24 protein-coding genes and 1 tRNA gene are annotated in these 24,026 nt (G+C 68.5%); 14 read left to right on the top strand and 11 right to left on the bottom strand.

All coding sequences use genetic code 11. The features are described from left to right. Positions 1 to 64 precede the first annotated feature (64 nt). Both ACWENQ_RS01100 and ACWENQ_RS01095 read left to right on the top strand, forming a co-directional pair. Complete coding sequence (locus ACWENQ_RS01100; protein WP_452412527.1) at positions 65 to 1,825, top strand: alpha/beta hydrolase; 1,761 nt, start codon at positions 65 to 67, stop codon at positions 1,823 to 1,825. A gap of 57 nt (positions 1,826 to 1,882) precedes the next feature. Beyond that, positions 1,883 to 2,311 carry a hypothetical protein gene (locus ACWENQ_RS01095; RefSeq protein ID WP_452412526.1) on the top strand — a complete coding sequence of 143 codons (429 nt, stop codon included), beginning with the start codon at positions 1,883 to 1,885 and terminating at the stop codon, positions 2,309 to 2,311. A gap of 82 nt (positions 2,312 to 2,393) precedes the next feature. On the opposite strand, the gene ACWENQ_RS01090 is transcribed toward ACWENQ_RS01095, so the two are convergent. Together ACWENQ_RS01090 and ACWENQ_RS01085 are read right to left on the bottom strand one after the other, a co-directional pair. Continuing rightward, positions 2,394 to 3,089, bottom strand: coding sequence for a DUF429 domain-containing protein (locus ACWENQ_RS01090; protein WP_452412525.1), 696 nt, complete (start codon positions 3,087 to 3,089; stop codon positions 2,394 to 2,396). Between the two features lie 96 nt (positions 3,090 to 3,185). Next, positions 3,186 to 3,596 carry a DUF4259 domain-containing protein gene (locus tag ACWENQ_RS01085; protein ID WP_452412524.1) on the bottom strand — a complete coding sequence of 137 codons (411 nt, stop codon included), beginning with the start codon at positions 3,594 to 3,596 and terminating at the stop codon, positions 3,186 to 3,188. Between the two features lie 876 nt (positions 3,597 to 4,472). On the opposite strand from ACWENQ_RS01085, the gene ACWENQ_RS01080 reads away from it, so the two are divergent. The 3 genes from ACWENQ_RS01080 to ACWENQ_RS01070 all read left to right on the top strand — a co-directional run bounded on the left by ACWENQ_RS01080 (position 4,473) and on the right by ACWENQ_RS01070 (position 8,841). Continuing rightward, complete coding sequence (locus ACWENQ_RS01080; protein ID WP_452412523.1) at positions 4,473 to 5,609, top strand: hypothetical protein; 1,137 nt, start codon at positions 4,473 to 4,475, stop codon at positions 5,607 to 5,609. Then, positions 5,606 to 7,432, top strand: coding sequence for an ATP-binding protein (locus tag ACWENQ_RS01075; protein ID WP_452412522.1), 1,827 nt, complete (start codon positions 5,606 to 5,608; stop codon positions 7,430 to 7,432). The genes ACWENQ_RS01080 and ACWENQ_RS01075 overlap by 4 nt, the downstream gene beginning before the upstream one ends. A gap of 92 nt (positions 7,433 to 7,524) precedes the next feature. Further along, on the top strand, positions 7,525 to 8,841 hold the full coding sequence (locus tag ACWENQ_RS01070) for a hypothetical protein (protein ID WP_452412520.1): 1,317 nt from the start codon (positions 7,525 to 7,527) through the stop codon (positions 8,839 to 8,841). Between the two features lie 304 nt (positions 8,842 to 9,145). On the opposite strand, the gene ACWENQ_RS01065 is transcribed toward ACWENQ_RS01070, so the two are convergent. Then, entirely contained in the window at positions 9,146 to 10,228 is a 1,083-nt protein-coding gene (locus tag ACWENQ_RS01065) for a hypothetical protein (protein WP_452412518.1), read from the bottom strand. A 126-nt stretch (positions 10,229 to 10,354) separates the two neighbouring features. Between ACWENQ_RS01065 and ACWENQ_RS01060 the strand changes: the two genes are divergently transcribed. Genes ACWENQ_RS01060 through ACWENQ_RS01050 form a run of 3 tightly spaced genes read left to right on the top strand, consistent with a single transcriptional unit; the run spans position 10,355 to position 13,033 of the window. After that, on the top strand, positions 10,355 to 10,702 hold the full coding sequence (locus tag ACWENQ_RS01060; RefSeq protein ID WP_452412516.1) for a hypothetical protein: 348 nt from the start codon (positions 10,355 to 10,357) through the stop codon (positions 10,700 to 10,702). Positions 10,703 to 10,730: 28 nt separating this feature from the next. Next, the gene (locus ACWENQ_RS01055) at positions 10,731 to 12,563 is read left to right on the top strand and encodes an alpha/beta hydrolase (RefSeq protein ID WP_452412515.1); all 1,833 of its coding nucleotides are present in this window, start codon (positions 10,731 to 10,733) and stop codon (positions 12,561 to 12,563) included. A gap of 44 nt (positions 12,564 to 12,607) precedes the next feature. Further along, positions 12,608 to 13,033 (top strand): hypothetical protein, encoded by a 426-nt coding sequence (locus ACWENQ_RS01050; protein ID WP_452412513.1) that lies wholly within the window; start codon positions 12,608 to 12,610, stop codon positions 13,031 to 13,033. A gap of 383 nt (positions 13,034 to 13,416) precedes the next feature. On the opposite strand, the gene ACWENQ_RS01045 is transcribed toward ACWENQ_RS01050, so the two are convergent. The 5 genes from ACWENQ_RS01045 to ACWENQ_RS01025 all read right to left on the bottom strand — a co-directional run bounded on the left by ACWENQ_RS01045 (position 13,417) and on the right by ACWENQ_RS01025 (position 17,121). Then, positions 13,417 to 13,490 (bottom strand) — tRNA-Lys (locus tag ACWENQ_RS01045). A gap of 45 nt (positions 13,491 to 13,535) precedes the next feature. After that, positions 13,536 to 14,459: a nucleoside hydrolase gene (locus ACWENQ_RS01040; RefSeq protein ID WP_452412511.1), complete on the bottom strand. Its 924-nt coding sequence runs from the start codon at positions 14,457 to 14,459 to the stop codon at positions 13,536 to 13,538. A gap of 250 nt (positions 14,460 to 14,709) precedes the next feature. Beyond that, positions 14,710 to 15,099, bottom strand: a complete 390-nt coding sequence (locus ACWENQ_RS01035) for an OsmC family protein (RefSeq protein WP_354921898.1) — start codon at positions 15,097 to 15,099, stop codon at positions 14,710 to 14,712. Between the two features lie 331 nt (positions 15,100 to 15,430). After that, the gene (locus ACWENQ_RS01030; protein ID WP_354921901.1) at positions 15,431 to 16,447 is read right to left on the bottom strand and encodes a sensor histidine kinase; all 1,017 of its coding nucleotides are present in this window, start codon (positions 16,445 to 16,447) and stop codon (positions 15,431 to 15,433) included. Then, complete coding sequence (locus tag ACWENQ_RS01025) at positions 16,444 to 17,121, bottom strand: response regulator transcription factor (RefSeq protein ID WP_452412509.1); 678 nt, start codon at positions 17,119 to 17,121, stop codon at positions 16,444 to 16,446. The genes ACWENQ_RS01030 and ACWENQ_RS01025 overlap by 4 nt, the downstream gene beginning before the upstream one ends. 45 nt (positions 17,122 to 17,166) lie before the next feature. Here ACWENQ_RS01025 and ACWENQ_RS01020 point away from each other — a divergent pair, with 45 nt between their 5' ends. Both ACWENQ_RS01020 and ACWENQ_RS01015 read left to right on the top strand, forming a co-directional pair. Beyond that, positions 17,167 to 17,805 (top strand): hypothetical protein, encoded by a 639-nt coding sequence (locus ACWENQ_RS01020; RefSeq protein ID WP_452412507.1) that lies wholly within the window; start codon positions 17,167 to 17,169, stop codon positions 17,803 to 17,805. A gap of 43 nt (positions 17,806 to 17,848) precedes the next feature. Continuing rightward, positions 17,849 to 18,598: an FAD:protein FMN transferase gene (locus ACWENQ_RS01015; RefSeq protein WP_452412506.1), complete on the top strand. Its 750-nt coding sequence runs from the start codon at positions 17,849 to 17,851 to the stop codon at positions 18,596 to 18,598. Positions 18,599 to 18,603: 5 nt separating this feature from the next. Here the strand turns inward: ACWENQ_RS01015 and ACWENQ_RS01010 are convergent, their stop codons facing one another. Further along, positions 18,604 to 18,879 (bottom strand): hypothetical protein, encoded by a 276-nt coding sequence (locus ACWENQ_RS01010; RefSeq protein ID WP_354921913.1) that lies wholly within the window; start codon positions 18,877 to 18,879, stop codon positions 18,604 to 18,606. Positions 18,880 to 19,090: 211 nt separating this feature from the next. Here ACWENQ_RS01010 and ACWENQ_RS01005 point away from each other — a divergent pair, with 211 nt between their 5' ends. Together ACWENQ_RS01005 and ACWENQ_RS01000 are read left to right on the top strand one after the other, a co-directional pair. Then, positions 19,091 to 19,462 (top strand): phage holin family protein, encoded by a 372-nt coding sequence (locus ACWENQ_RS01005; RefSeq protein WP_354921916.1) that lies wholly within the window; start codon positions 19,091 to 19,093, stop codon positions 19,460 to 19,462. After that, positions 19,462 to 20,778: an aromatic amino acid lyase gene (locus tag ACWENQ_RS01000; RefSeq protein ID WP_452412505.1), complete on the top strand. Its 1,317-nt coding sequence runs from the start codon at positions 19,462 to 19,464 to the stop codon at positions 20,776 to 20,778. The genes ACWENQ_RS01005 and ACWENQ_RS01000 overlap by 1 nt, the downstream gene beginning before the upstream one ends. On the opposite strand, the gene ACWENQ_RS00995 is transcribed toward ACWENQ_RS01000, so the two are convergent. Continuing rightward, positions 20,768 to 21,760, bottom strand: coding sequence for a LacI family DNA-binding transcriptional regulator (locus ACWENQ_RS00995; protein ID WP_449929379.1), 993 nt, complete (start codon positions 21,758 to 21,760; stop codon positions 20,768 to 20,770). The two genes, ACWENQ_RS01000 and ACWENQ_RS00995, sit on opposite strands and share 11 nt — an antisense overlap. Before the next feature lie 130 nt (positions 21,761 to 21,890). On the opposite strand from ACWENQ_RS00995, the gene ACWENQ_RS00990 reads away from it, so the two are divergent. Both ACWENQ_RS00990 and ACWENQ_RS00985 read left to right on the top strand, forming a co-directional pair. Next, complete coding sequence (locus ACWENQ_RS00990) at positions 21,891 to 22,817, top strand: amidohydrolase family protein (RefSeq protein WP_452412504.1); 927 nt, start codon at positions 21,891 to 21,893, stop codon at positions 22,815 to 22,817. A gap of 6 nt (positions 22,818 to 22,823) precedes the next feature. Next, positions 22,824 to 23,348 (top strand): cysteine dioxygenase, encoded by a 525-nt coding sequence (locus ACWENQ_RS00985; protein WP_449929375.1) that lies wholly within the window; start codon positions 22,824 to 22,826, stop codon positions 23,346 to 23,348. 2 nt (positions 23,349 to 23,350) lie between these two features. Here the strand turns inward: ACWENQ_RS00985 and ACWENQ_RS00980 are convergent, their stop codons facing one another. After that, positions 23,351 to 24,022, bottom strand: coding sequence for a hypothetical protein (locus ACWENQ_RS00980; protein WP_452412503.1), 672 nt, complete (start codon positions 24,020 to 24,022; stop codon positions 23,351 to 23,353). Positions 24,023 to 24,026 lie beyond the last annotated feature (4 nt).

Here is a 24,026-nt window from a genome sequence, read left to right as displayed (position 1 = left end):
CAAACCGGGGTGAGCCGACGATCACCTGAGCGCCCGCCGTACCGCCTGCCATCCTGGCCGGATCATGGTGGACCACGCAGCGGCGTCCGACGCCCTCCGACGAGTGACGGCCCTGGCCGCCGACCACCACACCGACCTCGACACCGCGGCCCGCCTCATGCAGGCCCACGCCTGGGTCGGCGGCGGCGCGTCGTCCTTCACCGCCGACCTCGCCCGGCACCGCGCCACCCTCCAGTCCGCGCTGCAGAGCGCCCTCGACTCCCTCGCTCACCTCGTCGTACGGCAAGGCGGCCCCCCACCGGCGATTCCCGCCCTCACCACGCGGGTGACGACGATGACCGCGCCCCCCGGCGGCTTCCAGGGCATCGACCCGAACGCGATGACCACCCTCCTGTCCACCCTCGACCACGGGAGCCACACCCTGGCCACCGCCGGCACCCGCCTGTCGGCCGAGCTGTCGGCCCACGGACTGTCACCCCGGCCAGGCCACACGATCGGCCAGGTCGCCGCCTGGGCCGCCACCCAGACGGCCGACCTGCGCCGCCGCCTCACCCGCATCCAGCAGACCGTCCCCGGGCCCGCCCTTTCGGCGGGCGTCACGGCCTACGACCTGTTCGGCGCGCACGCCACCGACCCCCTCGGCTCCGGAGCCCTCCTCACCCGCATCGCCGCAGGAGAGCAGGAGGCGCTCGCTGGACTGCTCGCCGTACAGCGCCGCGGACAGGACCCCGGCCTCGCCGCCCGCGTGAACGCCTGGTGGCAGACCCTCACCCCCGACCTGCGCCGGCGACTGACCGGCCTGGCCGGCGCCGGACTGCTCGACGGGCTCCCCGCGACCGTCCGCGACCAGTCCAACCGGCGGTGGCTGACCGCCGAGAAGGCACGGCTGACCCGCGAACTCGCCGCCAAGACCGCCGAACTCGCCCGCCTCAACCAGCCCGCCCTCCTCGGCGACTGGGAACGCACCGCCAACCAGCTGCGCCGCCTCGAACTCGTCGAGCACGCCCTGCGCCCCGTCCCCGGACACCCGGCCCCGCTCCTCCTGGCCTTCGACCTGACCGGACAGGGCCGGCTCATCGTCTCCTGGGGCGACCCCGACACCGCGGACACGACGGTGACCTCCGTCTCCGGCCTCACCTCAGGCCTGGACGGCGCCCTCGGCGACCTGGACCGCTCCCGCGCCCTCTGGAGCCAGGCGTCCAGGACGAGCGGCGACCACACCATCGCCTCCATCACGTGGCTCGGCTACGACGCGCCCCAGATCGACCCCGGCCTCTTCGACGCCGCGAAGTCCGTCGCCCTCGACAACGCGGCGATCAACGGCGCGACGGCCCTCGCGTCCTTCACCGACGGCCTGCGCGCCTCTCACACCCCCTCGGGTACGGCACGCTCCGTCGTCGTCGGCCACAGCTACGGCTCCCTCACGACCGGACACGCCGCCCGGCTCCGGCCCGGACGTTTCGCCGACGAGCTCATCTTCGTCGGCAGCCCCGGCGTCGGCGTGGACCACGCGGCACAGCTCGGCGTCAAGCCCGAACACGTCTGGGTCGGCGAAGCGGGCAACGATCCGGTCGCCACCCTGGGAAGTTTCGGCACCGACCCGGGAGAGGCGAGCTTCGGCGCCCGACGCTTCCCGGTCGGCCGCGTCCCCTACACCGCCGCCCACAGCTCCTATTGGGACCATGATTCCCCGTCACTGCGGAACATGGGCCGCATCATCAACGGCCAGTACCAAGCGCTCGAGCAGCCGACGCCGATCAACCAGCATCCACAGGTGCTGATGCCCGAACTCGCCCCTGACCTGTCCCTCGAACCGAACGGGTGAATCAGCGTGCTCCGAGCCTGCCTCGCCGTCCTTGTCCTCTTCTTGCCGGGATGCACCGTGAACCAGCCCACCATTACCCAGGCGCAGGCCATCAGCCGTGTCGACCAGCTCGTCCACGAGACCGCCGCGGCACTCGTCCCGAAGCCCCGCCTGGAGCTCATGCCATTCACCGTCCCGCCCAGCAGGTGCCTGCACGATGGAGACTCACAGGACAAGGTGGTGATCAACCGCGCCTACTGGCTGCGCGATGTACCGAAGACCAAGAACATGGAGATCGCCCGGCAGGTCCGCGCCTACTGGGAAGCCCAGGGCCACCGCATCGTGTCAACGGGTGGCTGGGAGGTCGGCCAGCCGAGCATCGGCGGTGAGTCACGCCCGGACGGGTTCATCCTCGCCCTCGTGTGGGCCGCAGGTGATGACCTCTATCTCGCGTCCACCTCTACTTGTGTCTGGCCGGACGGCACCCCCTCACCCAGCGCCCGCTGACGAGCGAACGTTCGGCGGGCCATCGGGGTGCGCCATCCAGACGTGGGCGGTCGAAGCCGTCCGGGTGGGCGAGTGGCAGGGTTCAGACCCAGATCGCGCAGGCGACGCCATCGCTGAAGGTTTGCGGTGGGTCGGGCATGGAACGGGCGTGGCCGGCGGCGACGCGCCGCGCGGTCCAGGCGGCGGCCGCCGCGTCGAGGATGTCGTCGACGCCCGCCATCGCGCCCGCCGTACCGAGTAGCCGGGGAACGTCGATGCCGGCGCCCTCCAGGAGCGCGTACCGGCGTTCCGCGCCCGCCCAGGTCGTCTTGCGGACCTGTAGCGGAGCCCCCGCGAGCTCGGCGAAGCAGACCTCGGGATGGACCTCGACGACCCTGAGGCTCGTCTCGCGTACCCACCGGTCGGCCTGCAGCAGCTTCTCCTTGAGCGCGTACGCCTGCCGGGAGATGCCTTCACCCGCCAGTTCCTGGTTGACCAGCGCTGCCGCGCCGTAGTCGGCGGTTTCCAGCGCGGCCCGCGTCGGCGTCATGAACACCGACGCCCAGCGCGGGCCCAGCGCCCGCCGCGCCAGGACATCGGCCTCGCGCCGGCCTCGATCGGGCAGGCCGATCGGCATGTCGACGGCGACGACGTCGAGCTCGCCGTCCTTCGCCGCCAGGGAGACGAGTTCGCCGAGCTCCGTCGCGAAGTAGGCGGCCACGGCTCCGGCGCCGACGGCGATGCCGACCCAGCCCCGCCTGCACCCGTCGACCCCGAGCACCCGCTTGTCATCGTCCATGACGTCATGCTCCTTCCCTACAAGCGGATGGAACACGAGCACAGGGAACGCCGAGAACGCGGTGTCGCGCCGGCAGGGGGCTGGCACGCGTGGCGATCAGGTCACCAGGTCCGTGCGGAGTTGTTCGATCACCGCCGTGGCCTGGGAGAAGGCACCCGACTCCGCCCACAGCTCCCGCCACTCCGAGTCCTCCGCGACCACCCGGTCCAGCGCCGCCACGGCCAGCGCCACGAGCTCGTCGTCGATCGCCACGCTGCCGCCCTCGACCAGGAAGTCCGGCGCGTAGGGCGAGGTGATCGGCGTTCCCGACCGCTGGGAGGCGACGATGGCGGCGGCCGCGATCGCCTCTCCTGCCTCGTCGCTGTCCAGGTAGTCGTCCTGACCGGCTACGGCGGCCAGCGTCTTCCGGATCAGCAGCGGGCGCTGCTCAGCGACCGCGTCCTGGAGGCCACCGCACCAGTCGGCGGCCGTGTCGTTGTCGAACGGACCGATGTCCCACGTTCCCATGCCGAGATTTCTACGGCACAGCACCGACAGATTTCCCCGGGGAGCGCGCGGCGACAACCGGCCGGGATCGGCCCCTCACCCACGAAGTCTCATCCACGAAGCCCCACCCGAAGCCGTACCGGGCGGGAGGGGTACGGCCCCTCTGGTGACGCAGAGCGGGACGTTCCGCCTCCGGTGACGTAGGGCGCACGGAGACGCGGGCCGCTCCGCGGCTGGTGGTGCATGCCGCGTGGCTGAGACCGTCCTGCTGTCTCCGCCGGGCGCATGGCGACCGGTTGGCGAGCCTCGCCGGTCTGCCGGCTCCTGCGGTCGCCGCCACCGGCGCCGCCCACGCCGGTCCGATGATCACCGTGCCACGATCCGCCTGAAACCGCCCGAAAGACGATCGTGAGGGTCGAGCCGTCCACCAGCGACTTCACCCGGACGGCACACAAAAAATCCCAGGCCAAACCATGTTTGACCTGGGATTCGCGCGGTGCGCCGCCAGGGACTCGAACCCCGGACCTGCTGATTAAGAGATAGTAGCTATCTGTGCCATCTCGTCCGTGTGGGTGCTGGAGCGTCCACCTACGGTCTGGATTGTCCGCGACTCCGCTGATTTTCATGCTGCCCCGTCCGCCCCGGTGCTTGTCCGTACCCTGACGTACGAGCACCCACCGAGCGCACGCGACCCCGCAACGCGTACTCCTCGATCGAGGACCGTGTCAGCAACTGCGCAACACAGATTGACATCGGATGGTCAGGTCAGCGCGGCTGTTGACATTATGCCTCCCAGATGGCGACAAATTGGGTCTAGATCTTCATTCGCCAACTCAGTAACGTTAACAAGGGCGTCATGATCGGTTACTAAATGTCACCGGAGCCTGGGAGAGCTGGGTGGGAAATCCTGCAAAGCAGCCAGACATACGCAGCCTCGCTGACATCTTGTCGATCGCACCATGGACCGACCTCGAGAAACATATCGACCACCTACGTGATCGGGTCGACGCGGCCGTCCTCGCCTCGCACGCTCGTCGCGAACAACTCCGTACGGAGATCCTCTCCGACAACCCCGGCTTGCGTGCACAAATCCGGCGTCCGCAACCGGAGAAGCTGGCGTGGGCCAAAAGCCTATTGCGCTCGGGAATTGTCGCAGCTTCCGACGGTACAGTGGCCGCGGTGCCCCTTCTGAGCGGTACCAAGATCCAGGTCGGAGTCGTGATCGTCACGAATACTGGCGAGGCTGTCCGCCTTGTGACAAGGGTCTTCGAGCATGAGCTTTCAGCCGGCGGGGATACCGCCAGGGAGTTCTTCGAGAACCTTCGCAAGGTGCACGGAAGTTCCAATTTGGCGAGTCGTGCCCTGATGTTGTTCGGTGAGCGCCAGATCCTGCTTGCACAGGAAGCCGATTGGCGGATGATTCACGGCGAGCTGATCCCCTACGAACTTCGCACAGGCGTGGGCAGGCCCGCAGAGAATCTTCCTCCAGTCTTCGACCTCGCCCGGCGATATATCAAGAACCAACAGTTCATCGCGGTCAGCGAGAGCCCCGAGGATCTCGAGGTGCTCAACGCCGGCATCATCCTGGAGCCGGGCGAGTTCATCGAGCTTCGAAACCTTCACGATGATCTGACCATCTTCCTCGATGGTGACGCTGACACCGGTACCTCCAAGGCAGGCTTCAACAACCTAGATCGAGCGACCTTCCGGAAGTTCATCGCTGAGGTCGGCCCCGAAGTGACCATCCTCCTAATGAAGGCCGGACATCGGCCCTTCCTCTTGGAGTGTCACAAAGATCGCGTCGAGGAGGCAGCCGCACTCTTCCTCGCCGATGCGCTCTGGACACGAGGGCTACCTGACGAAGGAGTTGCTGTGACGGCCCGGGGCTTTCCCTTCCACATCGACCTCGCAGACAACGTGGCTCGCACGATGTTCAAAGGTGGAGAGTTCCGTAACTTCATCGAAACCCGGCTTATGGAACTCGGCGTCGAACAAGGACTCGCCGACCTGGACCCACGGAGGACCCGCGGATGAGTACTGAGGAGACCGCAGCGCCGGAACCCAATGCCGATGAACCAGATGAGGTGAGTGAAGATCACCAAACCGACAAGGCGGGAGAGAATGCGCTACCCGAGCTCGAGTCCATCGAGCAGGAGATACTCTCGGGCGATATCGAGGCGGCCGAAACCAGCCTCACCCGGTCACTCGTTACTCTGGGCTTCGTCGCCTTCGACGGTCAAGGCACCGATAACACCAGCACCGGGGTTATGGTTTCGGAGCAGCTCAGGCGACACTTCCGTCGCGACGCCTATGTCGGCATTACCGATACCGAGCAAGGGATCACCTTCCTCGGCCGCGTCGTCGAAGGCCCCTTCCATAGCCCACACGAGATCGGTCCTGACTCAGCCATCAGCCGCACAACATTGCTCCACCCTGACCGCACGCAGTTTCGCCCCACCTACTACGCGTCGGGCACGATCGAGATCCTCGGTGAGGTCACTGACGCGGAAGTGGTCCTTCCCACATCCACACGGCCCCGGCCATACTCTCAAGCCTTTATCTACCCCAGCGACAGGCTTCGCCGGATGCTCGGGCTTGAGGGCGATATGCAGCTCGGGACGCTCCTGGGGTACGACGGGGTGCGTGTTGAGGCGGACTCCACAAACAAGGGATTCCTACCGCGTAACGTCGGTATCTTCGGCACGGTGGGCTCGGGTAAGTCAAACACGACCCAGGTGTTGATTGAGGAAGCCATCCGGGCCAGATGGGCAGTAGTAGCCATCGACGTCGAAGGCGAATACGTCCGGATGGATCAACGAAACGACGAACCCCACCTTGCGGCCCTTCTGGAAAAGCGATTCGGTGAGCGGCTACCGCGCGGACTTCCCGACTGCCGTGTCTACGTACCGAACGCGGGCATGACGGATGCTCCCCAGCCTGTGTTCTTCAAAGTCCCGATCTCGGACGTGCCTGAAGAAATCGTGGCCGACATCCTCGAACTGAGCGAGGCTCAGGTTCGCATGTGGGGAGCGATCACAGCCCAGGCTCGACGCGATTCGGCAAAGACGTCCAGGCCAAGCAAGATGGGATCACTTGGCCCCGCAACCACGCCGCCGCCCGAGCGCCCCTACACCCTCAGCACGCTGATCGACGGAGTCCAGGAGGATCCCACGGGGGCCATCCCCCTACTCACCGGCAAGATAGGAGTCCCAGAGAAGAACACCGCTTCGACGCTGCGCAACAAGCTCTTCAAGCTCGGCAGATCCGACATGCTCGACTGGGGTCCCACACAGAACACTCCTTACTTGAACGTGGATGATCTCCTGGTACCCGGTCGCCTGAGCGTTTTCGACGTCAGCGAAACTAACGACACGGCGCGCAACATCGCCATCTCGTTCTTGCTTCAAGCGTTGTTCGACCGAGTCATTGCTGTTCCTCGTGACCAACCACTCGGGCCAGGACTGCAGCCTCGCCCGCCTGTCCTCGTCGTGATCGAGGAGGTACACACCTTCGTGTCGCGAGCCAGCGCGGGACGCATGCGCGCCGTACTGGATCAGTTGCAAGTCATCAGTCGCCGTGGGCGCAAGCGATGGATGGGGCTCGCGCTGGTGTCGCAGCAGCCCGGCCACGTACCAGAGGAACTGTTCGAGCTAGCAAACACACGCTTCATCCATCAGCTGAAGTCAGCCGGAAACCTCGCCCCCGTCCGAGCCACCACAGGCGGAGTTCACGAAGCGCTCTGGGCGACCGTTCCTGCCCTCGGCCAGGGCCAATGCCTGCTCACCGGGTCGATATTCCGCAATCCTGTCTTCGTGCAGATGCGCCCGGCACGCTCCCGGCGAATGCATACCGCTTGATCACAATCCCCCGTAGAGTCTTCCTGCCCGGCGCCGTACAGGTCCTCCTGTATGGCGCCGCGACCCGGATGCAGGCGAAGGAGGCGTAATCCGTGTCAGAACTCTCGACCGATGCATCAGAGATCTCTTGGCGGTGGGGAATCGGTGAGCAACCAGCCTTCAGCCCACGGCGCACATCGGTTCCGGTCTTGGCACTCGAACGCCTCAAACGCGCCCGTGAGCATGTGGTGCTCGGCTGGTTTCATCGCTACCCGGCTCGATTCGCTGCAGACGTCGTGACAGGCATGCTCGCCCAGGTAGTAACCGAATCGCGTCGACCCGTCGCTTCGATTCTCGACCCATTCTGCGGGACCGCCGCCGTTGTCGCCGCCAGCCGCCAGCTCGGCCTTGCCGCACTGGGTGTGGAGTTGACCACTCTCGGAGTCACAGTGGGACGGCTAAGGCTCGATCCTCCTGCTAACCCATGGGATGCGGCGGCGTTCTGCGAGCGCATGGCGCGGCTCAAACCAGCCAAAAGTGCCCAAGTCGAGGACGCGTTAGCCGGATGGCTAGGTGACGATAACGCCCGCCTCCTCACGGCTTGGCGACCGGTGTTGGAAGATATCGACGACGTAAGGTTGCACCGATTCGTCACGGTCGCACTCTCCCAGTCACTGCGGCCATCCTCTCAATGGCTCGCAGGATCCGTTAAAGTAACCGCTGATCCTCTCCGCAATCCAATACCGCTACGGCACAGCCTGCCTCGCTGGGCGCGACAGCTAGCCCGCGACTGCATTACCGAACAAGACGCCCTAGCGGATATCAATGACATTTTCGGCAAACGGCTGCCTCCTGTCGCGGTCACGCTCGGCGACGCGAGGAAGTTGCCCCTGGCAGATGCCAGCGTTGACGCCATCGTGACATCTCCGCCATATTTCGTGACATATGACTACTTCGAGATCCAGCGGCTGTCCTATCTCGCTTTTGGCTGGCCAGTGAAGCGTCGTGATCAGATCGGCGCCAAGTATGGGCATGGGCCTCTCGGCGGGATCGTTAATCTGCCGCCTGCGTTCCAAACTTGGTACGAGTCGGACTTCGGCGCTGAAAGGACAACTCTGGGCCGAGCCCTCAGGACTTACATCGAAGACCTCCGAACGCACCTGAAGGATGCAGTTCGGGTTGTCGCGCCCGGCGGAGTAGTTGCATATTCGGTAGCCAACTCCGTTCGCGCTGGGAGAGTCTTCGACCTAGCGGCAGGGGTCGAGCAGCTACTGCTGGAGGCCGGATTTGCCGATGTGCGTTCCACACCACGCGAACAGGCCGGCCGCCGCATCCTGCCTCCAGGTCGAGATCCAGTAAGCGGACGTTTCTCGAGCGACAACCACAGTGCGGGGGTTCGCGAGTACGTCATCTCCGGACGTCGACCCTAGTGCGCTCGAATCGGGTATGCAGCTGGCCATCGTCCAAGACTCCCGACAAGCAACACCGTTGCATTGAGGAGACGAGGCTGGCGATGATCTTGGAGCATGGACCTTCACCGGAGCAAGACAGGCCTGAGCCTACGCTGATGATCCGAAAACTGCGGAGGCACTCCGCGCAAGGTCCTGGCCGACTTCCCGCGACTCGAGTCCTCTTCGGCCTCTCACAGAGGCCGAAGAGACGAGATCGCAGCCCATGTCGCACGCACCCCTGGCGCCGTTGCGGTGCCGTACTTTGGCGCCATAGGCCGAGAGTTCACCACCGTGACGGCCCATAGGGACTCATACCGTCCGGCAGATACGTCTTGAGATCGTCATGGCGCGGCTCGGGCACGGACGGCAGCGCAAGCCTTCCGGCCAGGGGGTCGATCCTGGCGCGGTACTCCTCAACCCACATGATCCAGGCCCGCGCGTCATCTTCTTGTTCCGCAGGAAGCGCCGCCGCGGTGGACCGAAGCGCCAACAGGTATTCATCCAGCTCCTGAGCAAACCGCCAGCGACTCACCTGGGCCTTGAGGACTTGCGCCCTGGCCTCCTCGACGAAGCGCATCTTCGCGGTGCGCATCGCCTCTTCCCAGGCACGCCGACGTGCCGCTTCCTGCCGTTCCCGCTCGACCCGCTGTTCCTCGGCGAAGGCCGCGCGTAGCTCGAGTTCCTGCATGATCTGCGCGAGATGGTCTTCTAGCGGCTTGGTTTCGGAGTCGGTCCAACTGCTCTGCCAGTATGGCCTGCCGTTCGTTAGCGAGATCGTGAGCCTGGAGCTGGGCAGGTGGTCGTGGCTGGGGATCCGATACCAGGTGTCCCTGGCCGCGCGGCGCTCCTCGGCGGGACTCGGCACGTGCGGGATGCGGTCGAGCACCTGCGAGAGGTCGACGCCAAAGCCGTGCCCCTCAATCGTGATGACGAACAGCCCCTTGTCCTCGCCGTGAGAATGCGAACGGGAGCGGTTTCTGCTCGCCGAATAGCCTCGGCGTTCCGTCTCGGCCACCAGGGCCTGGATTAGGCGCAGTCCCCGATTACGAACGGCCGCCGTCACATTGACTGCCTCATCGTCCTGCAACGCCTTGACCAGCTTGTTCGGGCTCCGCAGTGTGGCAGGTACGGGAACCGGCTCCAGCTTCACGGTCATCCACTCAGGCTTGTCCTGGAGCCTGACGACCCTCTTGGATCCCGATCGCCAGTCGCCGACCCTCTCAGTGATCAGAAGTTGGCCCTCGGGCACTCGCCCATGCTTGATCGCCGCGCGCACCCGCGCCTCATAGTTGACCTTGTCTGCTTTTTCATCGATCCAGAGCTCGCCGCCGTTGGCCACCAAATCAGCGATCAGTTGCTCGGTCACCGACAACACCTTGGACCTCGGCGTGCTGTCCGGCGACGTACGGGGCTGGACGGACCTCTTCCGCTCCCGAACCGGTGGCGTGCGCAGCGTACGCGGCCGACCTGACGCTGCCGGAGCATGCTCTCCGTGATCAAGATAGTGGCGGCCTGCGGTGGTCAGGTCCGCGTGCCAGATTCCGTCTCGGCGCACGACCTTCACCAGACGGCGACCTTCCAGCGCGCGGGCCGTCATCTTGTGGGCGTTGAGATCGACGACCTCTTGTGGACAGCCCTCCTCGACCCATTTCAGGACCGCGAGCTGTCGTTCGGTAAGGGGAGCACGGACATCCACCATGGGGCGAGTGGATCACAAGGATGCCGCAGCCGACAACCCACCGTCGCGAAGCGAACGCAATTGGTGACAGATCATCACGCTCCTGCCGCCAAGATGATATTCACATATCTGCACGTCAGCCGTATTAGTGATGAATCATGACGAGCTTCTGATCGGCTGAGCCGGAGGCATGACCGATGTCATCCTGAGCGGCGTCATGGTGGAGCAATCCGAACAGTACGCGGCGGCTCTGGCCGCTTTCCGTCGAGTCACCATGCTCGCCGACGAGCACGCGGGTGCTCTCGACCAAGCCCGGTGCGCCATGCAGAACCACGCGTGGGTCGGCGGCGGCGCGCCCCGGTTCGCCGCCGCCCTCGACGAGCGCCGACAAGCCGTCCACACGGCGTTCTCCGGAGCCCTACGCGCCGTCGCCGACCTGGTTGTACGGCAGAGCGGCCCGCCGCCCACGGTGCCCTACCACCCCTCGCCCGGCCCCGTCATGCGGGCGGTCCCCGGCCGATTCCAGGGCATCGAGCCGGATGCCATGCACGCTCTGATCACCAGCCTGAGCCACAGCGGCGACACCTTGGCAGGCGCCGGAGCCCGGCTGGCCGGCGAACTCTCTGCGCTCGGCCTGCCCTCTGGAGCCGGAGCGGCGGTCGGGCAGGTCGGCGAGTGGGCCGACACCCAGGGCCGTGACCTGCGCCGACGGCTGGGCATCATCCAACAGTCCGTGCCCGGCACGATGTCCGCAGGAACCGCAGGGTTCGGGCTCTTCGCCGCGTATGCCACCGGGGCGGGCACCGTCGAGGCCCTGCTGTCCAGGCTTGCGGCACGAGACGCCTCCGTGGTCGCGCAGCTCCTCCAACTCCAGGAGATCGGCGGCGACGCCACGCTCGCCGCCCGGATCAACACCTGGTGGCAGCAACTCGCGGCCGACCTCCAGGAGCAGCTGGCCACCCTGCCCGGGTTCGGGCTGCTGAACGGGATCCCGGCCGCCGTCCGCGATCGCGCCAACCGTCACTGGCTCGCCAGCGAGAAGCAGCGTCTCCAAGCCGCCTACGACGCCGCTGTCCAAGAGTTGATCACCTCCGGTGTGGAGCGCACTCTCGTCTCCGGCCAGCCCACGGGCGCGATCGGCGGCTTCGAGAAGCTCGGCAACCAGCTCCGCCGCATCGAACTCATCGAACGCGCGATCCAGCCCAGAGCCGGATATCCGCCGCCTCTGCTGCTCGGCTTGGACGTCACCGGTCAAGGCCGCCTGATCGTCTCCTGGGGGAACCCCGACACCGCTGACATCACCGTCACAAATGTCTCCGGACTGACCTCCGGTCTGGATGCTGCCCACGGTGACCTGCAGCGTTCCCGGGCACTGTGGCAGCAAGCCAGCAAGACCGCTGGGGATCGCTCCGTCGCCTCGATCACCTGGTTGGGTTACGACGCTCCGCAGCTCGACCCCGGCGTGTTTGATCCCGGCAAGTCCGTCGCCTTCGAAGGTGCCGCCGCCAAGGGCGGCCCGGCCCTCGCGTCATTTGCCGACGGGCTCCGCGCCACCCACGAGCCCTCCGCCACCGCCCGCTCGGTGGTGATCGGCCACAGCTACGGCTCCCTCACCAGCGGACACGCTGCCGTCCTCCGGCCGGAAGACTTCGCCGACGACCTGATCCTGGTCGGCAGCCCCGGCGTCGGTGTCGACCACGCCAGCCAACTCGGACTCGACCCGAAACATGTCTGGGTGGGCGAAGCGGGCGGCGATCCCGTTGCCGCGCTGGGCAGATTCAGGGCTGATCCTGGGCACGACGCTTTCGGCGCACAGCGGCTGCCCGTCGAGAAGACCGTCTGGACCAACGCCCATAGCAGCTACTGGGACAGAGGATCCGCGTCCTTGAAAAACATGGGATTCATCATCAATGGCCAAACGGACCAACTCGTCCAACCGCACCCACTGGACCAGAGCCCCCAACTGCTGATGCCAGAGATCGACCCCGAGTTGGCCCTCCAAGTAAGCAGGTCCACCCCATGAAGCGTGCGACCCTCCTCCTCGCCCTTCTCCTAACGGGATGCACCATGAACGACCAGACCATCACCCAGGAGCAAGCCGACGCTCGCGTGAACCAGTTGATCCGCGAAACAGCCGCGGTGCTCACGCCCAAGCCTCGGCTCGAACTGATTCCCTACGGCACCGGGCCCGACGGATGCCTCACCCCGGGCGAACCTGAGGGAAAGGTGACCATCAACCGCGCGTACTGGCTACGAGACATCCCCAAGAGCGAGAACATGAACATCTCCCGGCAGGTGAAGGCCTACTGGGAGGCTCAGGGCCACCGCATCGTCGCTACGGGGACCGGGAACAGCCCGAACCTGAACGCCGAGTCGAGTCCCGACCATTACATCCTGAGCCTGAGCTGGGCCGAGGGCGACAACCTCTTCCTCGAATCCACCTCCACCTGCGTGTGGCCAGACGGGAGAGCACCCGCCGAGACCAGGCGGTAACCGACGACTCCCAGCTCCAGGTGCCATTCCTGCGTGCTTCCCAAGTCCGTTGAGTCGCGGCGACTCGAAACAGCTGCATGGGCAGAGAAGGCCCGGAATCCTCTGCGGTAACCGCAGAGGAAGGCCTCTCCGCAGTCCAGGCTGCTCTTCAGGGAAGGGCATCTACGCAGGTCCGCGAGTTCAACACCGATTTCTCAGCGCGAACGCGTCACAGCCACTGTCCCCGCAGACTGCGTCCGAAATAGATGATCGACGATCGGCCCGGATACACACGAGCACACCACGAGCAGCACGAAGATCGACAACGTCGCAGACAGGCAAATAAGTTGAGACGGCAAACAAAGAAACCCCAGCTCAAACGCTTGAGCTGGGGTTTCTCGCTGTGCGCCGCCAGGGACTCGAACCCCGGACCCGCTGATTAAGAGTCAGCTGCTCTAACCAACTGAGCTAGCGGCGCTTGCGACAGGTGTAACTGTAGCAGCCGCCGACCACCACTCGCACATCACGCGATCGTCGCCGCCAGCCTCCCGTACGCCTCCATCATCAGCTTCCAGAACCGGTCGACGTCCAGCTCCACCGCCACCGAAGCGTTCGGCACCTTCCCGTCGAGCTGGAAGTCCGTGACCGTCATCCCGGACGTGTACGTCCCGACCGTCTCGACGTTCACCACCGCCGGGACCACCTTCAGCAGGCTCGGGTCGATGACGTGCGCCACGGCGACCGCGTCGTGGATGGCCGGTCCGCCGTCGGCCTCGACCACGCCGTAGAACTGGGAGATCGGCACGACCAGGTCGGCCAGCCGGCCCAGGGACCGCATCTGGTCCAGGATCGACTCGGTGACCACGGCGGTCAGGGTGACGTCGAGGCCGACCATGGTGACGTTCCATCCCGCGCCGAACACGATCGCCGCGGCCTCGGGGTCGGCCTTGATGTTGAACTCGGCGGCGGGCGTGTGGTTGCCGCGGGTGTAGGAGCCGCCCATGATCACGAAGTCGCGCACCCACTCGACGATCCGCGGCTCCCGCCGTACGGCGAGGGCGATGTTGGTGAGGGGGCCGACGGCGACGAGGGTGATCTCGCCGGGCGCCGAGCGGAGGGTCTCGATGATGAAGTCGACGGCGTGCCCGTCGGTGACCCCGTTGACCGGCGCGGGGAGGGTCACGCCGCCCAGGCCGGTGGCGCCGTGGACGGATTCGGCGCGTACTCCCACTCCGAGCAGAGCTTGGGCGCTGCCGGGCGTGACGGGGACGTCGTCGATCCGGTAGAACTCGCGCAGCGCGAGCGCGTTGGCGGTGGTCAGGTCGAGGTTGACGTTCCCTCCGACGGTGGTGATGCCGACGAGGTCGATCTCGGGGGAGCCGGCGGCCAGCGCGAGGGCCAGGGCGTCGTCGATGCCGGGGTCACAGTCAAGGAGGAGCTTTTTCACGACAAGACAGTACACATGAATCGGGACCGGGTGGTTTCCCCCAAAACCACCCGGCCCCGATCTACCGCGGTCCAGGCCGACACCTTCCCCCAAAGTGCCGGCGGTCCCGCTCAGCAGACGACGGTCCCCCTCCGCGTCCGCATCGGCAAAAGCTCTGCAAGTCAGTCGCAGCACCCTTGACCTGCTTCAACGTTACAGAGACGAATGCAACGGACGCGTCATACCAGGGTCGATTATCGCCCTAATCAGGCTAGGGGAGCTCCAAGCGGACCTCCGTACCCTCCCGGAGGGAACGGCTCACCGTGCAGTGCTTCTCCTCCACCCGTTCGGCCACCGCCCTGAACACCTGGTCGGCCTCGTCGGAGGGAACCTCCACATCGTAGGTCACCGTCAGCGGCCCGAGCAGGTTCGACTCGATCTTCTCCGCCTCGACCGTCATCGCCAGGCGCAGCAGGCGGTGCCCACGCTTGGCCGTGAGCGGCTCCACGGTCACGATGTTGCACCCGCCGACGGCCGCCAGGAGCAGTTCGACGGGGGTGAAGACGCCGTCCTGGTCGCCGCCGCCGATCTCGACTCGCGCGCCCCGGGCGTTGGTCGCCACGAAGCCGTCATCTGTCCGCTCAACACGCACGTTTGCCATGCCGGCAAACCTACCGGGAGTATCCGGACATCGCGCGCACCAGGCGTTCCGGACGACCCTCGCGTACGGCGTTCCGGACAGCCCTCGCGTACGGCGGTTCCGGACAGCCCTCGCGTACGGCGGTTCCGGACAGCCCTCGCGTACGGCGGTTCCGGACGACCCTCACGTACGGCAGGGCGCCAGGGAAGATCCCCCTTTACCGCAGGGCATGCGGGAAGATCCCGACGTTCGCGAGATCGGCTGCCGGGACCCCGGCGGCACCCCGGCACCGCGGCACGGCGCCACCCAGGGACCCCGCGGCACGCCATCGTGCTGCACGCGAGCGCCAGGGTCACGCCATGGCAGGCAGGACCAGGCGTACCAGCGTTCCCCCGTCCGGCGCCGGTACCGCCGACACCGTCCCTCCGTGGCTGTCCACGACCTGCCGGACGATCGCCAGCCCCAACCCCGATCCCGGCTTGGCCCGCGCCTCGTCGGCCCGGTAGAACCGGTCGAAGACGAACGGCAGGTCCGCGACGGGAATCCCCGGCCCGTGGTCCCTGACCTCCAGCACGCCTTCCCGCAGCGTCACCTCCACCGTGTCGTCGGGCGCGCCGTACTTGGCCGCGTTATCGAGCAGGTTGCCGACCGCCCGGGCGAGCCGGTCGGGCACCCCGCGCACCACGGTCGGCTCGACCGCCACCGTGAACGTGGTCACGGCCCAGTGCAGCCCGGCTCGGGCCACCTCGTGCGTGACGATCTCGTCCAGCCGTACGTCTTCCACCAGTGCCGCCGGCTCCTCGTCCCTGGCCAGCTCGACCAGGTCGGACACCAGCCCGCTCAGCTCCTCGAGCCCGTAGACCACGGCCCTCCCGACCTCGTCGCGCTCGGCGGCCGGCACGTCGCCGCGTACCAGCAGCTCCGCGTTGGTGCGCACGGCGGTCAGCGGGGAGCGCAGCTCGTGCGAGGCGTCGGCGACGAGCTGCTTCTGGGCTTTGGCGGAGCGTTCGAGCGCGTCGAGCATCGTGTTGAAGCTGGCCGCCAGTTTCCCGATCTCGTCGTCCCGCGTCACGTCGATGCGCAGCCCGAGGTCTCGGGTGCGGGCGATCTCGCCGGCCGTGGCGGTGAGTGTCGACAGGGGGCGCAGCGACGCGCGGGCCGCGAGCCAGCCGAAGACGGCCGCGATGACCAGCCCGCCCGCCGCCACCGCGAGGAACGGCCAGCCGAACTCGGCCTGCCATCGCCCGATCTGCCCCATGACGCTCTCGGCCCTGCGGCAGGTGACGTAGTAGGCGGCGCCGAGCACGAGCAGGACCGACAGCGCCGCCGCGATGCCCGCCGCGAGCGCGAGCCTGAGATGCAGCCTCATGTCTCCCTCAACACGTAGCCGAGTCCGTGAACCGTCTGGATCAGCCGCGGCTCCCCGTCGTGCTCGGTCTTGCGCCGCAGGTAGCGGATGTAGACCTCGAGCGAGTTGGAGCCGGGCGTGAAGTCGTATCCCCAGATCCGCTCCAGGATGACCTCCCTGGTGAGGACCTGGCCGGCGTTGCGCATGAGCAGTTCGAGCAGCGCCGCCTCGGTGCCGGTGAGGTCGAAGATCCGGCCGCCGCGCCGGGCCTGGCGGCTCTCGGTGTTCAGGGCGAGTCCGGCGAACTCCAGCGCTCCGCCCGTGGAGGAGGTACGGCGCAGCAGCGCGCGAACCCTGGCGAACAGCTCTTCGAGGGCGAACGGCTTGACCACGTAGTCGTCGGCCCCGGCGTCCAGTCCCTCCACCCTGTCGCCCACGCCGGACAGCGCCGTCAGCATGAGGACGGGTGTCCTGTCGCCTTCGGCGCGCAGGCGGCGGCAGACCTCGAGGCCGTCCATGCCGGGCATCATGACGTCGAGCACGATCAGGTCGGGCCGGTCGACGGCCGCCACGGCCAGCGCGGTCGGCCCGTCTGGGGCGCTGCTCACCTGGTAGCCCTGGACGCGCAGCGCCCTGGTGACGGCGTCGCGCACCGAGGGTTCGTCGTCCACCACCAGAACTTCGGATTTACCCATGTTTTATTCAGGCAACTCTCATGTAAGTCCCAGACCGTCGTTTCTATGACTACCAGTACGGTGCTCTTCTGGTCTGGCGCGATAGTGGGACACTTCGGAGCGGTTCACCCCGCATGGAGCTTCCCGTGGCTGCCGACCGCCCATGTCGGCGCCGCCGTCCTGGTGGGGCTCGGCCTGGTGGCGGCGCGCTGGAACCGTCGGGAGCGGCCGCATCCGAGCCTCAGGTGGGCGGCCTACCTGTCGGGCGCGCTGCTCGTCGCCTACCAGCTGGCCGCTCCCGCGACCGTGACGGGGCCGAGCCGCGTGGCCGCCTTCCTCCTGTACGGCGCGGCGCTGGCCGTGCTGCTGTGGGAGCGCAGGCCCGCCCCCAGCGGGTCGACGCTGCTGATCGCCGAAGGGGTCGGCGCGGCGGCGATCGCCGCGAGGGTCAAGGATCCGGCCAGCACGCTGGTTCTCTACCGGGCCCGCGACCCCCGCGAGGCCGAGCAGGCGCGGGAGTTGCGCGAGCTGGGCGTGCCGGTGGTGCTCGTGGAGGGGACCGAGCACGATCCCCGGGCGAAGGAGGCGGTCAGCGCCTCGGGCCTGCGCCGCCTGGTGCCGGACATCTCCCAGCGCACGGTCCAGGTGTACGGCCCGCGGGCCTTCGTCCGCTATGTCAGGGGCGCGCTGACCAAGCTCAGGTAAAGGGCTTAGCCGAGCGTTATCCGTGCCGTGGGACGGTGGCTGTATGACCTTTCCTGGCGCCACCCGAGTCCAGATGGTGATGAACCTGCCGGTGTGCGTGGACATCCGCACGGCGCTGCCCGAACGCGAGCTGACGCCCCTGCTGGACGACGCGTTCGCGTGGCTGCGCTGGGTGGAGGACACCTTCCATCCCGACGTGGACGGCAGCCAGATCGCCCGGCTGAACAGCGGGCGGACCATCGCGCAGATCCCCGAGGTGGTCGAGGTCCTGCACCGGTGCGAGGAGCTGAGGGAGGCGACCGGCGGCTGGTTCGACAGCCGCCGCGACGGGCGGCTGGACCCGATGGTCTACGTGCGGGGCTGGGCGGTGGAGCGGCTGTCCCGCGCCCTGGCCAGCGCGGGCGCGGTGGACCACCGGGTGACCGCGGGCAGCGGGACGCGGGTGCGCGGCTCGTCCTCGCCGGGACGCTCCTGGCGCGTGGGCGTGCGCGACCCCTACGACGGGGTCACCACCAGGGTGTTGTTCGCCCACGACGCGGCCGTGGCCACCGCGGGCGGCGAGGAGTACAGCGGGCCGGGAAGGTCGTGGGTGTGCGTGGTCGGCCCCGACCTGGCGGCCGCCGGGGCGTACGCCGGTGCCATGCACGCCATGGGGACGGCGCGGGCCAGGCGGTTCGCGGGGGAGCTCGCCGCGGCCCAGCCGTACCAGACCATGGTGGTCGGGGCGGATGGGCGCGCGACGACGACGCCCGGTTTCACCGGCCACGGCATGGAGACCAGTCTGGCCGGCTGACCGGGCTAGGCGTCGGGATGCTTCGACAGGTATTCGACGTAGAGCGGTTTCAGCGCCTCTCCCAGCTCACCCTGCCCTGAGGCCATGGCATCACTGAGCAGGGCGGACAGGTGGCTCAGGTCGTTGACGACCTCCCCATGGTGACCGGTGGCCGCCTCCGCGGCGGGGATCGCCTTGAGCAGGTCCCAGATGAACGCGAAGTCGCCGTGGCGTACGGCATAGCGGACCGCCCGCTCGTGCAGTTCGCTCGCCGTCAGCGTCTCGAGTTCTTCCGTGTCCATGTCACTCCCTCCACAGGAGGGGCCTTCCCCGCGATGTCACCTCGATAACGCTTCCCGAAGACTCCGTGGAGCGATCGACGGGCGCGTGGTGTCCGTGTCCGCCCGGACGCGGCGCCGGAGATCCTTTTCGGCCCGCCGGTGGGACCGGCCGTGCCGCGCCTGCTTGCGCCTCTATCGCATCGCCGATCAGAAAGTGCGAGGATCCTGTGGCGTGAAGCTCATCATCAAAGTTCTCGTCGTGGCCGCGTCCCTCTGGGTCGCCACGCAGCTCGTGAGCGGGGTGGCGATCACGACACCACCCGGCACGGCCCAGTACTGGGGCACGCTGCTGGTGGTGGCGCTGATCTTCGGCCTGATCAACGCCGTGATCAAGCCGATCATCGAGACCATCGGCTGTGCCTTCTACGTGGTGACGCTGGGGCTGTTCGCCCTTGTCGTCAATGCCGGTCTGATGCTTCTGACGAGCTGGATCTCCGACCAGCTCGACGTCCCCTTCCATGTCTCCGGATTCTGGCCCGCGTTCTGGGCCGCGATCGTGGTCTCCATCGTGAGCTGGGTGCTCAGCCTGATCCTGCCTGACTGATGGAGCTCGACGGCAGCGGTCTCACCTGCGCGCGGGTGGCCGCCGGCGGCCCGGTCTCGATCGCGTCACTCGATCGGGCCCGGGCCGCCTGGCGTACGGCCCAGTCGCTGACCGGGCCCGTGTACGGCCGGAGCACGGGGGTCGGTGCCAACAAGGAGATCTCGGTGGAGGAGGGCGGGCTCGCCCTGCTGCGCAGCCATGCCGGCGGGGCCGGGCCGCTCGTGCCGGCCGAGCGGGCCAGGGCGATGCTCGTCGTCCGGCTGAACCAGCTGCTGGCGGGCGGTTCCGGCGTGGATCCGGCGCTGCTGCCGGTTCTCGCCGAGGCGATCAACACCGGCCACACCCCTCCGGTGCGCACGTACGGCGCGATCGGCACCGGCGACCTGACCGCGCTGGCGACCACCGCGCTGTGCCTGCTCGGCGAGCGGGAATGGCGGGGGCCCGGCCCAGGGCCGCGTTTCGCGCTCTCGCCGGTGGACGCGCTGCCGTTCATCAGCTCGGGGGCGGCCACGCTGGCGGACGCGGCGCTCGCGTTGCACGAGGTGCGGCTGCTGCTGGAGGCGGCGGTCGGGGTGGCGGCGCGCACGTTCGCCGCGGTGGACGCCTCGGTGGAGCCGCTGGCGCCGGCCGTCCACGCGGCCAGGCCGCAGCCGCGGCAGGCGGAGGTGGCCGACCGGCTGCGCGGGCTGCTCGCGGCGCGTGAGGCGGCCAGGATCCAGGATCCGTACGGCTTTCGCGCCTTCGCCCAGGTGCACGGGGCGGCGCTCGACGCGCTGGCGCGGGCGGAACGAGCGGTCGAGGTCGACCTCAACGCGGCCACCGAGAACCCCCTGGTCGGCGCCGGGCGCGCCTGGCACAACGGCAACTTCCACTCCGCGCCGATCGCCCTGGCTCTCGACGCGATACGCGCGGCGCTGGTGCCCGCCGCGCAGCTGGCGACCGCCAGGCTGGCCACGCTCATGGAGCCCGCCTATACCGGGCTGCTTCCCTTCCTGTCCGGGCGGCTGGGCGAGTCGGGCGCGATGATCCTGGAGTACGTCGCCCAGGACGCCCTCGCCGAGCTGCGCCTGCTGTCGGCGCCCGTGACGTCCGGCACGGCGGTGATCTCGCGGGGCGCCGAGGACCACGCCGGTTTCGCCACGCAGGCGGCGCGGGCCGCGCTGCGCTGCGTGGAGCCGCTGGAGATCGTGCTGGCCTGCGAGCTGGTCGCCGCGGAGCGCGCGCTGGCGCAGCGCGCCGCGCCCGGCGAACCTGACCGGCCGCTCGACACCGACCTCGAGGCGGCCAGGGCGGAGCTCCGCCTGATCAGCCCGTGATCCGGCGCACCGAACCGCGTTCGCGCAGCGTGGGCTGCTGGACGACCCTGCGGCGGCGGACCGCGCCGTCGGCCGCCGCCGCCACCAGCCGGACGGCGGCGCGGACGATGCCGTCGAGGTCCCAGTCGACGGTGGTCAGGCCGGGGGTGAGCAGGCCCGACATGGGATGGTCGTCGTAGCCCATCACCGACACCTCGCCGGGCACCGCGATGCCCCGCTCGGCCGCGGCGGCGTAGACACCGTAGGCGATGGAGTCGGAGAAGCAGAACACGGCCGTGTGACGCCCGCCGGCCAGCACCTGGTGGGCCACCTCGGTGGCGCCGGCGAGCCCGTGGGGCGCGGTGGCCACCTCGATGTCGAGGCCGAGCCGGTCGGCCTCGGCGCTGGCGTGGACGTCGGCGGGCCGGTCGGGGGTGCGCGCGCCCGTGGGGGTGAGCACGGCGATGCTGCGGTGGCCGAGCTGCTTCAGGTGTTCGAGGGCGAGGGTGACGCCGTGCCGGTTGTCGAAGACCACCTCGCCCGCCGTGCCGGGCAGCCCGTCGCCGATGGCGATGACCGGCACCGACTCGCACAGGTCCGCCCAGAACGGCGCGGCGGGGTCGACGGGCTGCACGATGAGGCCGTCGACGCGCTGGTCGCGCAGCTGCTGGGCGAGCACCCGCTCGCGGCCCGGGTCGCCGACCGCGTCGAGGATCAGCGCGTAGCGGTCCTTCTCCCTGAGGCCCCTGCTGATGCCGACCGCGAGCGACTGCTGCCACAGGTCCTCGAGCGAGCCACAGAGCAGGCCGATCATGCCGGTACGGCCGCTGGCCAGCGCTCGGGCGATGGGGTCGGCCTCGTAGCCGAGCTCGGCCGCCACCGCGCGGACGCGTTCCATGGTCTCCTCGGAGACCTGGAGGCCGCGCAGCGCGTAGGAGACGGCGGCAGGTGACAGGCCGGTCGCCTGCGCGACCTCTTTGATGGTCGCTCGCTTTCTGGCCATTCGCCAAGCCTACTCAGCATTGACAGGAACGGGGGTGAAGCGGTTCACTGAATCGCATCACTGAATCGCTTCACAAGCAGGACCCAGGGTTTACCTGTATTCTCAGTAGGAAATAGAGGGAGGTGTGGCCGTGAGCATTGACGTGCACCAGCATCTGTGGACCCCGTCGTTCGTCGACGCGCTCCGCGCCCGCGCCACGCCTCCGTACCTCGACGGGTGGACGCTGATCCTCGACGGCGAGCCGCCCTACGAGGTGAACCCGGCCGACCACGCCGCGCGCGACACCGCGGGGCTCGAGCTCGCGCTCGTGTCCCTGTCCAGCCCGCTCGGCATCGAGTCGCTGCCGCCCGAGGAGGCATGGCCGCTCATCGACGCCTACCACGAGGGCGCGCTGGAGCTGCCGGAGCCGTTCGGCGCGTGGGCGGCGACCTGCCACAGCGAGATCGACCCCGACCGGCTGGCCGCCGACCTCGACCGCGGCTTCCACGGGCTGCAGATCCCGGCGACCGCCGCGCCCGACGACCGCCTGCTCGAGGTGCTGACCGCGCGCGACCTGCCGCTGTTCGTCCACCCTGGACCGGCGGCCGCCGAGCAGGACCGGCCCGGCTGGTGGCCCGCGCTGGTGCCGTACGTGCAGCAGATGCACGCCGCCTGGCACCACTTCCGCGCCGTGGTGCGCCCGCGGCACCCGCGCCTGCGCGTCTGCTTCGCGCTGCTGGCCGGGCTCGCGCCGCTGCACTCCGAGCGGCTCATCGCCAGGGGCGGCGGCCGCGGCCGGGTCGACCCCGACCTGTTCGTGGAGACCTCGTCCTACGGCCCGCGCGCGATCGACGCGATCATCCGCGAGCTCGGCATCGACGTGGTGGTGAACGGTTCGGACGCGCCGTACGCCACCGCCTTCCAGGACGGCCCCGGCATCGGGCTGGCGGCCGCCCACGCCATCAGGGTCACCAACCCGCGTCGCCTGCTGTCCGGAGACGCGTCGTCGGCCCCTTCGCCGCCTCCGGCCAGGAGAGCGGCAGCAGCCACGTTCTCACGAATGGGACGAGAGGAGTAAACGCCCGTGAGCACCAACCTTCCCGCCCGCACGCTCGATCGGCGGGAACTGCGCGATCTGGTCGACGACCTGGCCGCGAACCCTGCCCAATGGCAGGACCAGGTGGCGTTCCCGGCCGACGGCGGCCGGCACTACGCCTCGCTCTACCGCGACGCCTATGTCGATGTGTGGCTGCTCTGCTGGCGTCCCGAGGATGACACGGGCTGGCACGACCACGACATCTCCTCCGGAGCGGTGCACGTGGTGCGGGGCGGGCTCCTGGAGTGCAACCCGCGCATCGGCGGCGAGCACCTGGAGACCGTCGTCGCCGAGGGGCAGTCGTTCCACTTCGGGCCCGACCACATCCACCGGCTGACGGGGGCGGTGGACCGGAGCGTGTCCATCCACGCCTACTCCCCGCCGCTGTGGCGGCTCGGGCAGTACTCCATCGACGACACGGGCCTGATGCGCAGGGTCTCGGTGAGCTACGCGGACGAGCTGCGCCCCATCGACGAGACCCCGGCGAGCGGCGTCATGGAGGAGGTGGCCTGAGCTCAGGCCGCGCACGCCTCCCGCAGCACGCAGCACGTCGCGCACGGCTCGGCCTCAGGGAGCGTGACCCACAGGCAGCAGGTCCTGCGCCGGTAGCCGTCGGCGGTCTGTTCGAGCAGGCCGTCGACGGGCCGCCCGATCGCGCGCAGCAGGCCCATGTAGTCACCCTGGACCACCGCGGTCATCGGGTGCGCGAACGCCTCGGCCGTGGAGCCCCACAGCGTGCGCCTGCCCACCCTGGCCTGGACGCTGATCGCGTCGACCAGCGGCTCGTGCGCCTGCAGGAGCGCGGCCCCGATCGCCGCGGCGCTGCCGACGACCGACACCGAGGTGGCCGCGATCGTCACGCCCGCGTCGGAGGGCTTGAAGTAGGTGTCCTCGAACCGCATGACGGGCACCTGCCGGTTCAGCGCCCAGCCGACCGCCATCGGGAAGGTCAGCCAGTAGCCGAGCGCCTTCCACAGCAGCGCCGCGCCCACGTGCCTGGGGGCGCCGTAGCGGCCCGCGGTCTGCTCGACCAGCCCGCCCAGCAGGGTGTACGGCGCCCGCGTCAGCTCGCTGAGCGGCGTCCACGAGGCGTCGGGGTCGATGACGAGACCCGGCTCGACGCCCAGCACACCACCACGCTCGGCGGCGACACGCTCGAGCACCCCGGTCAACTCCGCGAGCGGCACGGCA

It is taken from the genome of Nonomuraea sp. NPDC004354 (assembly GCF_053602555.1).
Note: the sequence above shows the minus strand (reverse complement) of the source record. Positions and strands in the feature narration are given on the sequence as shown.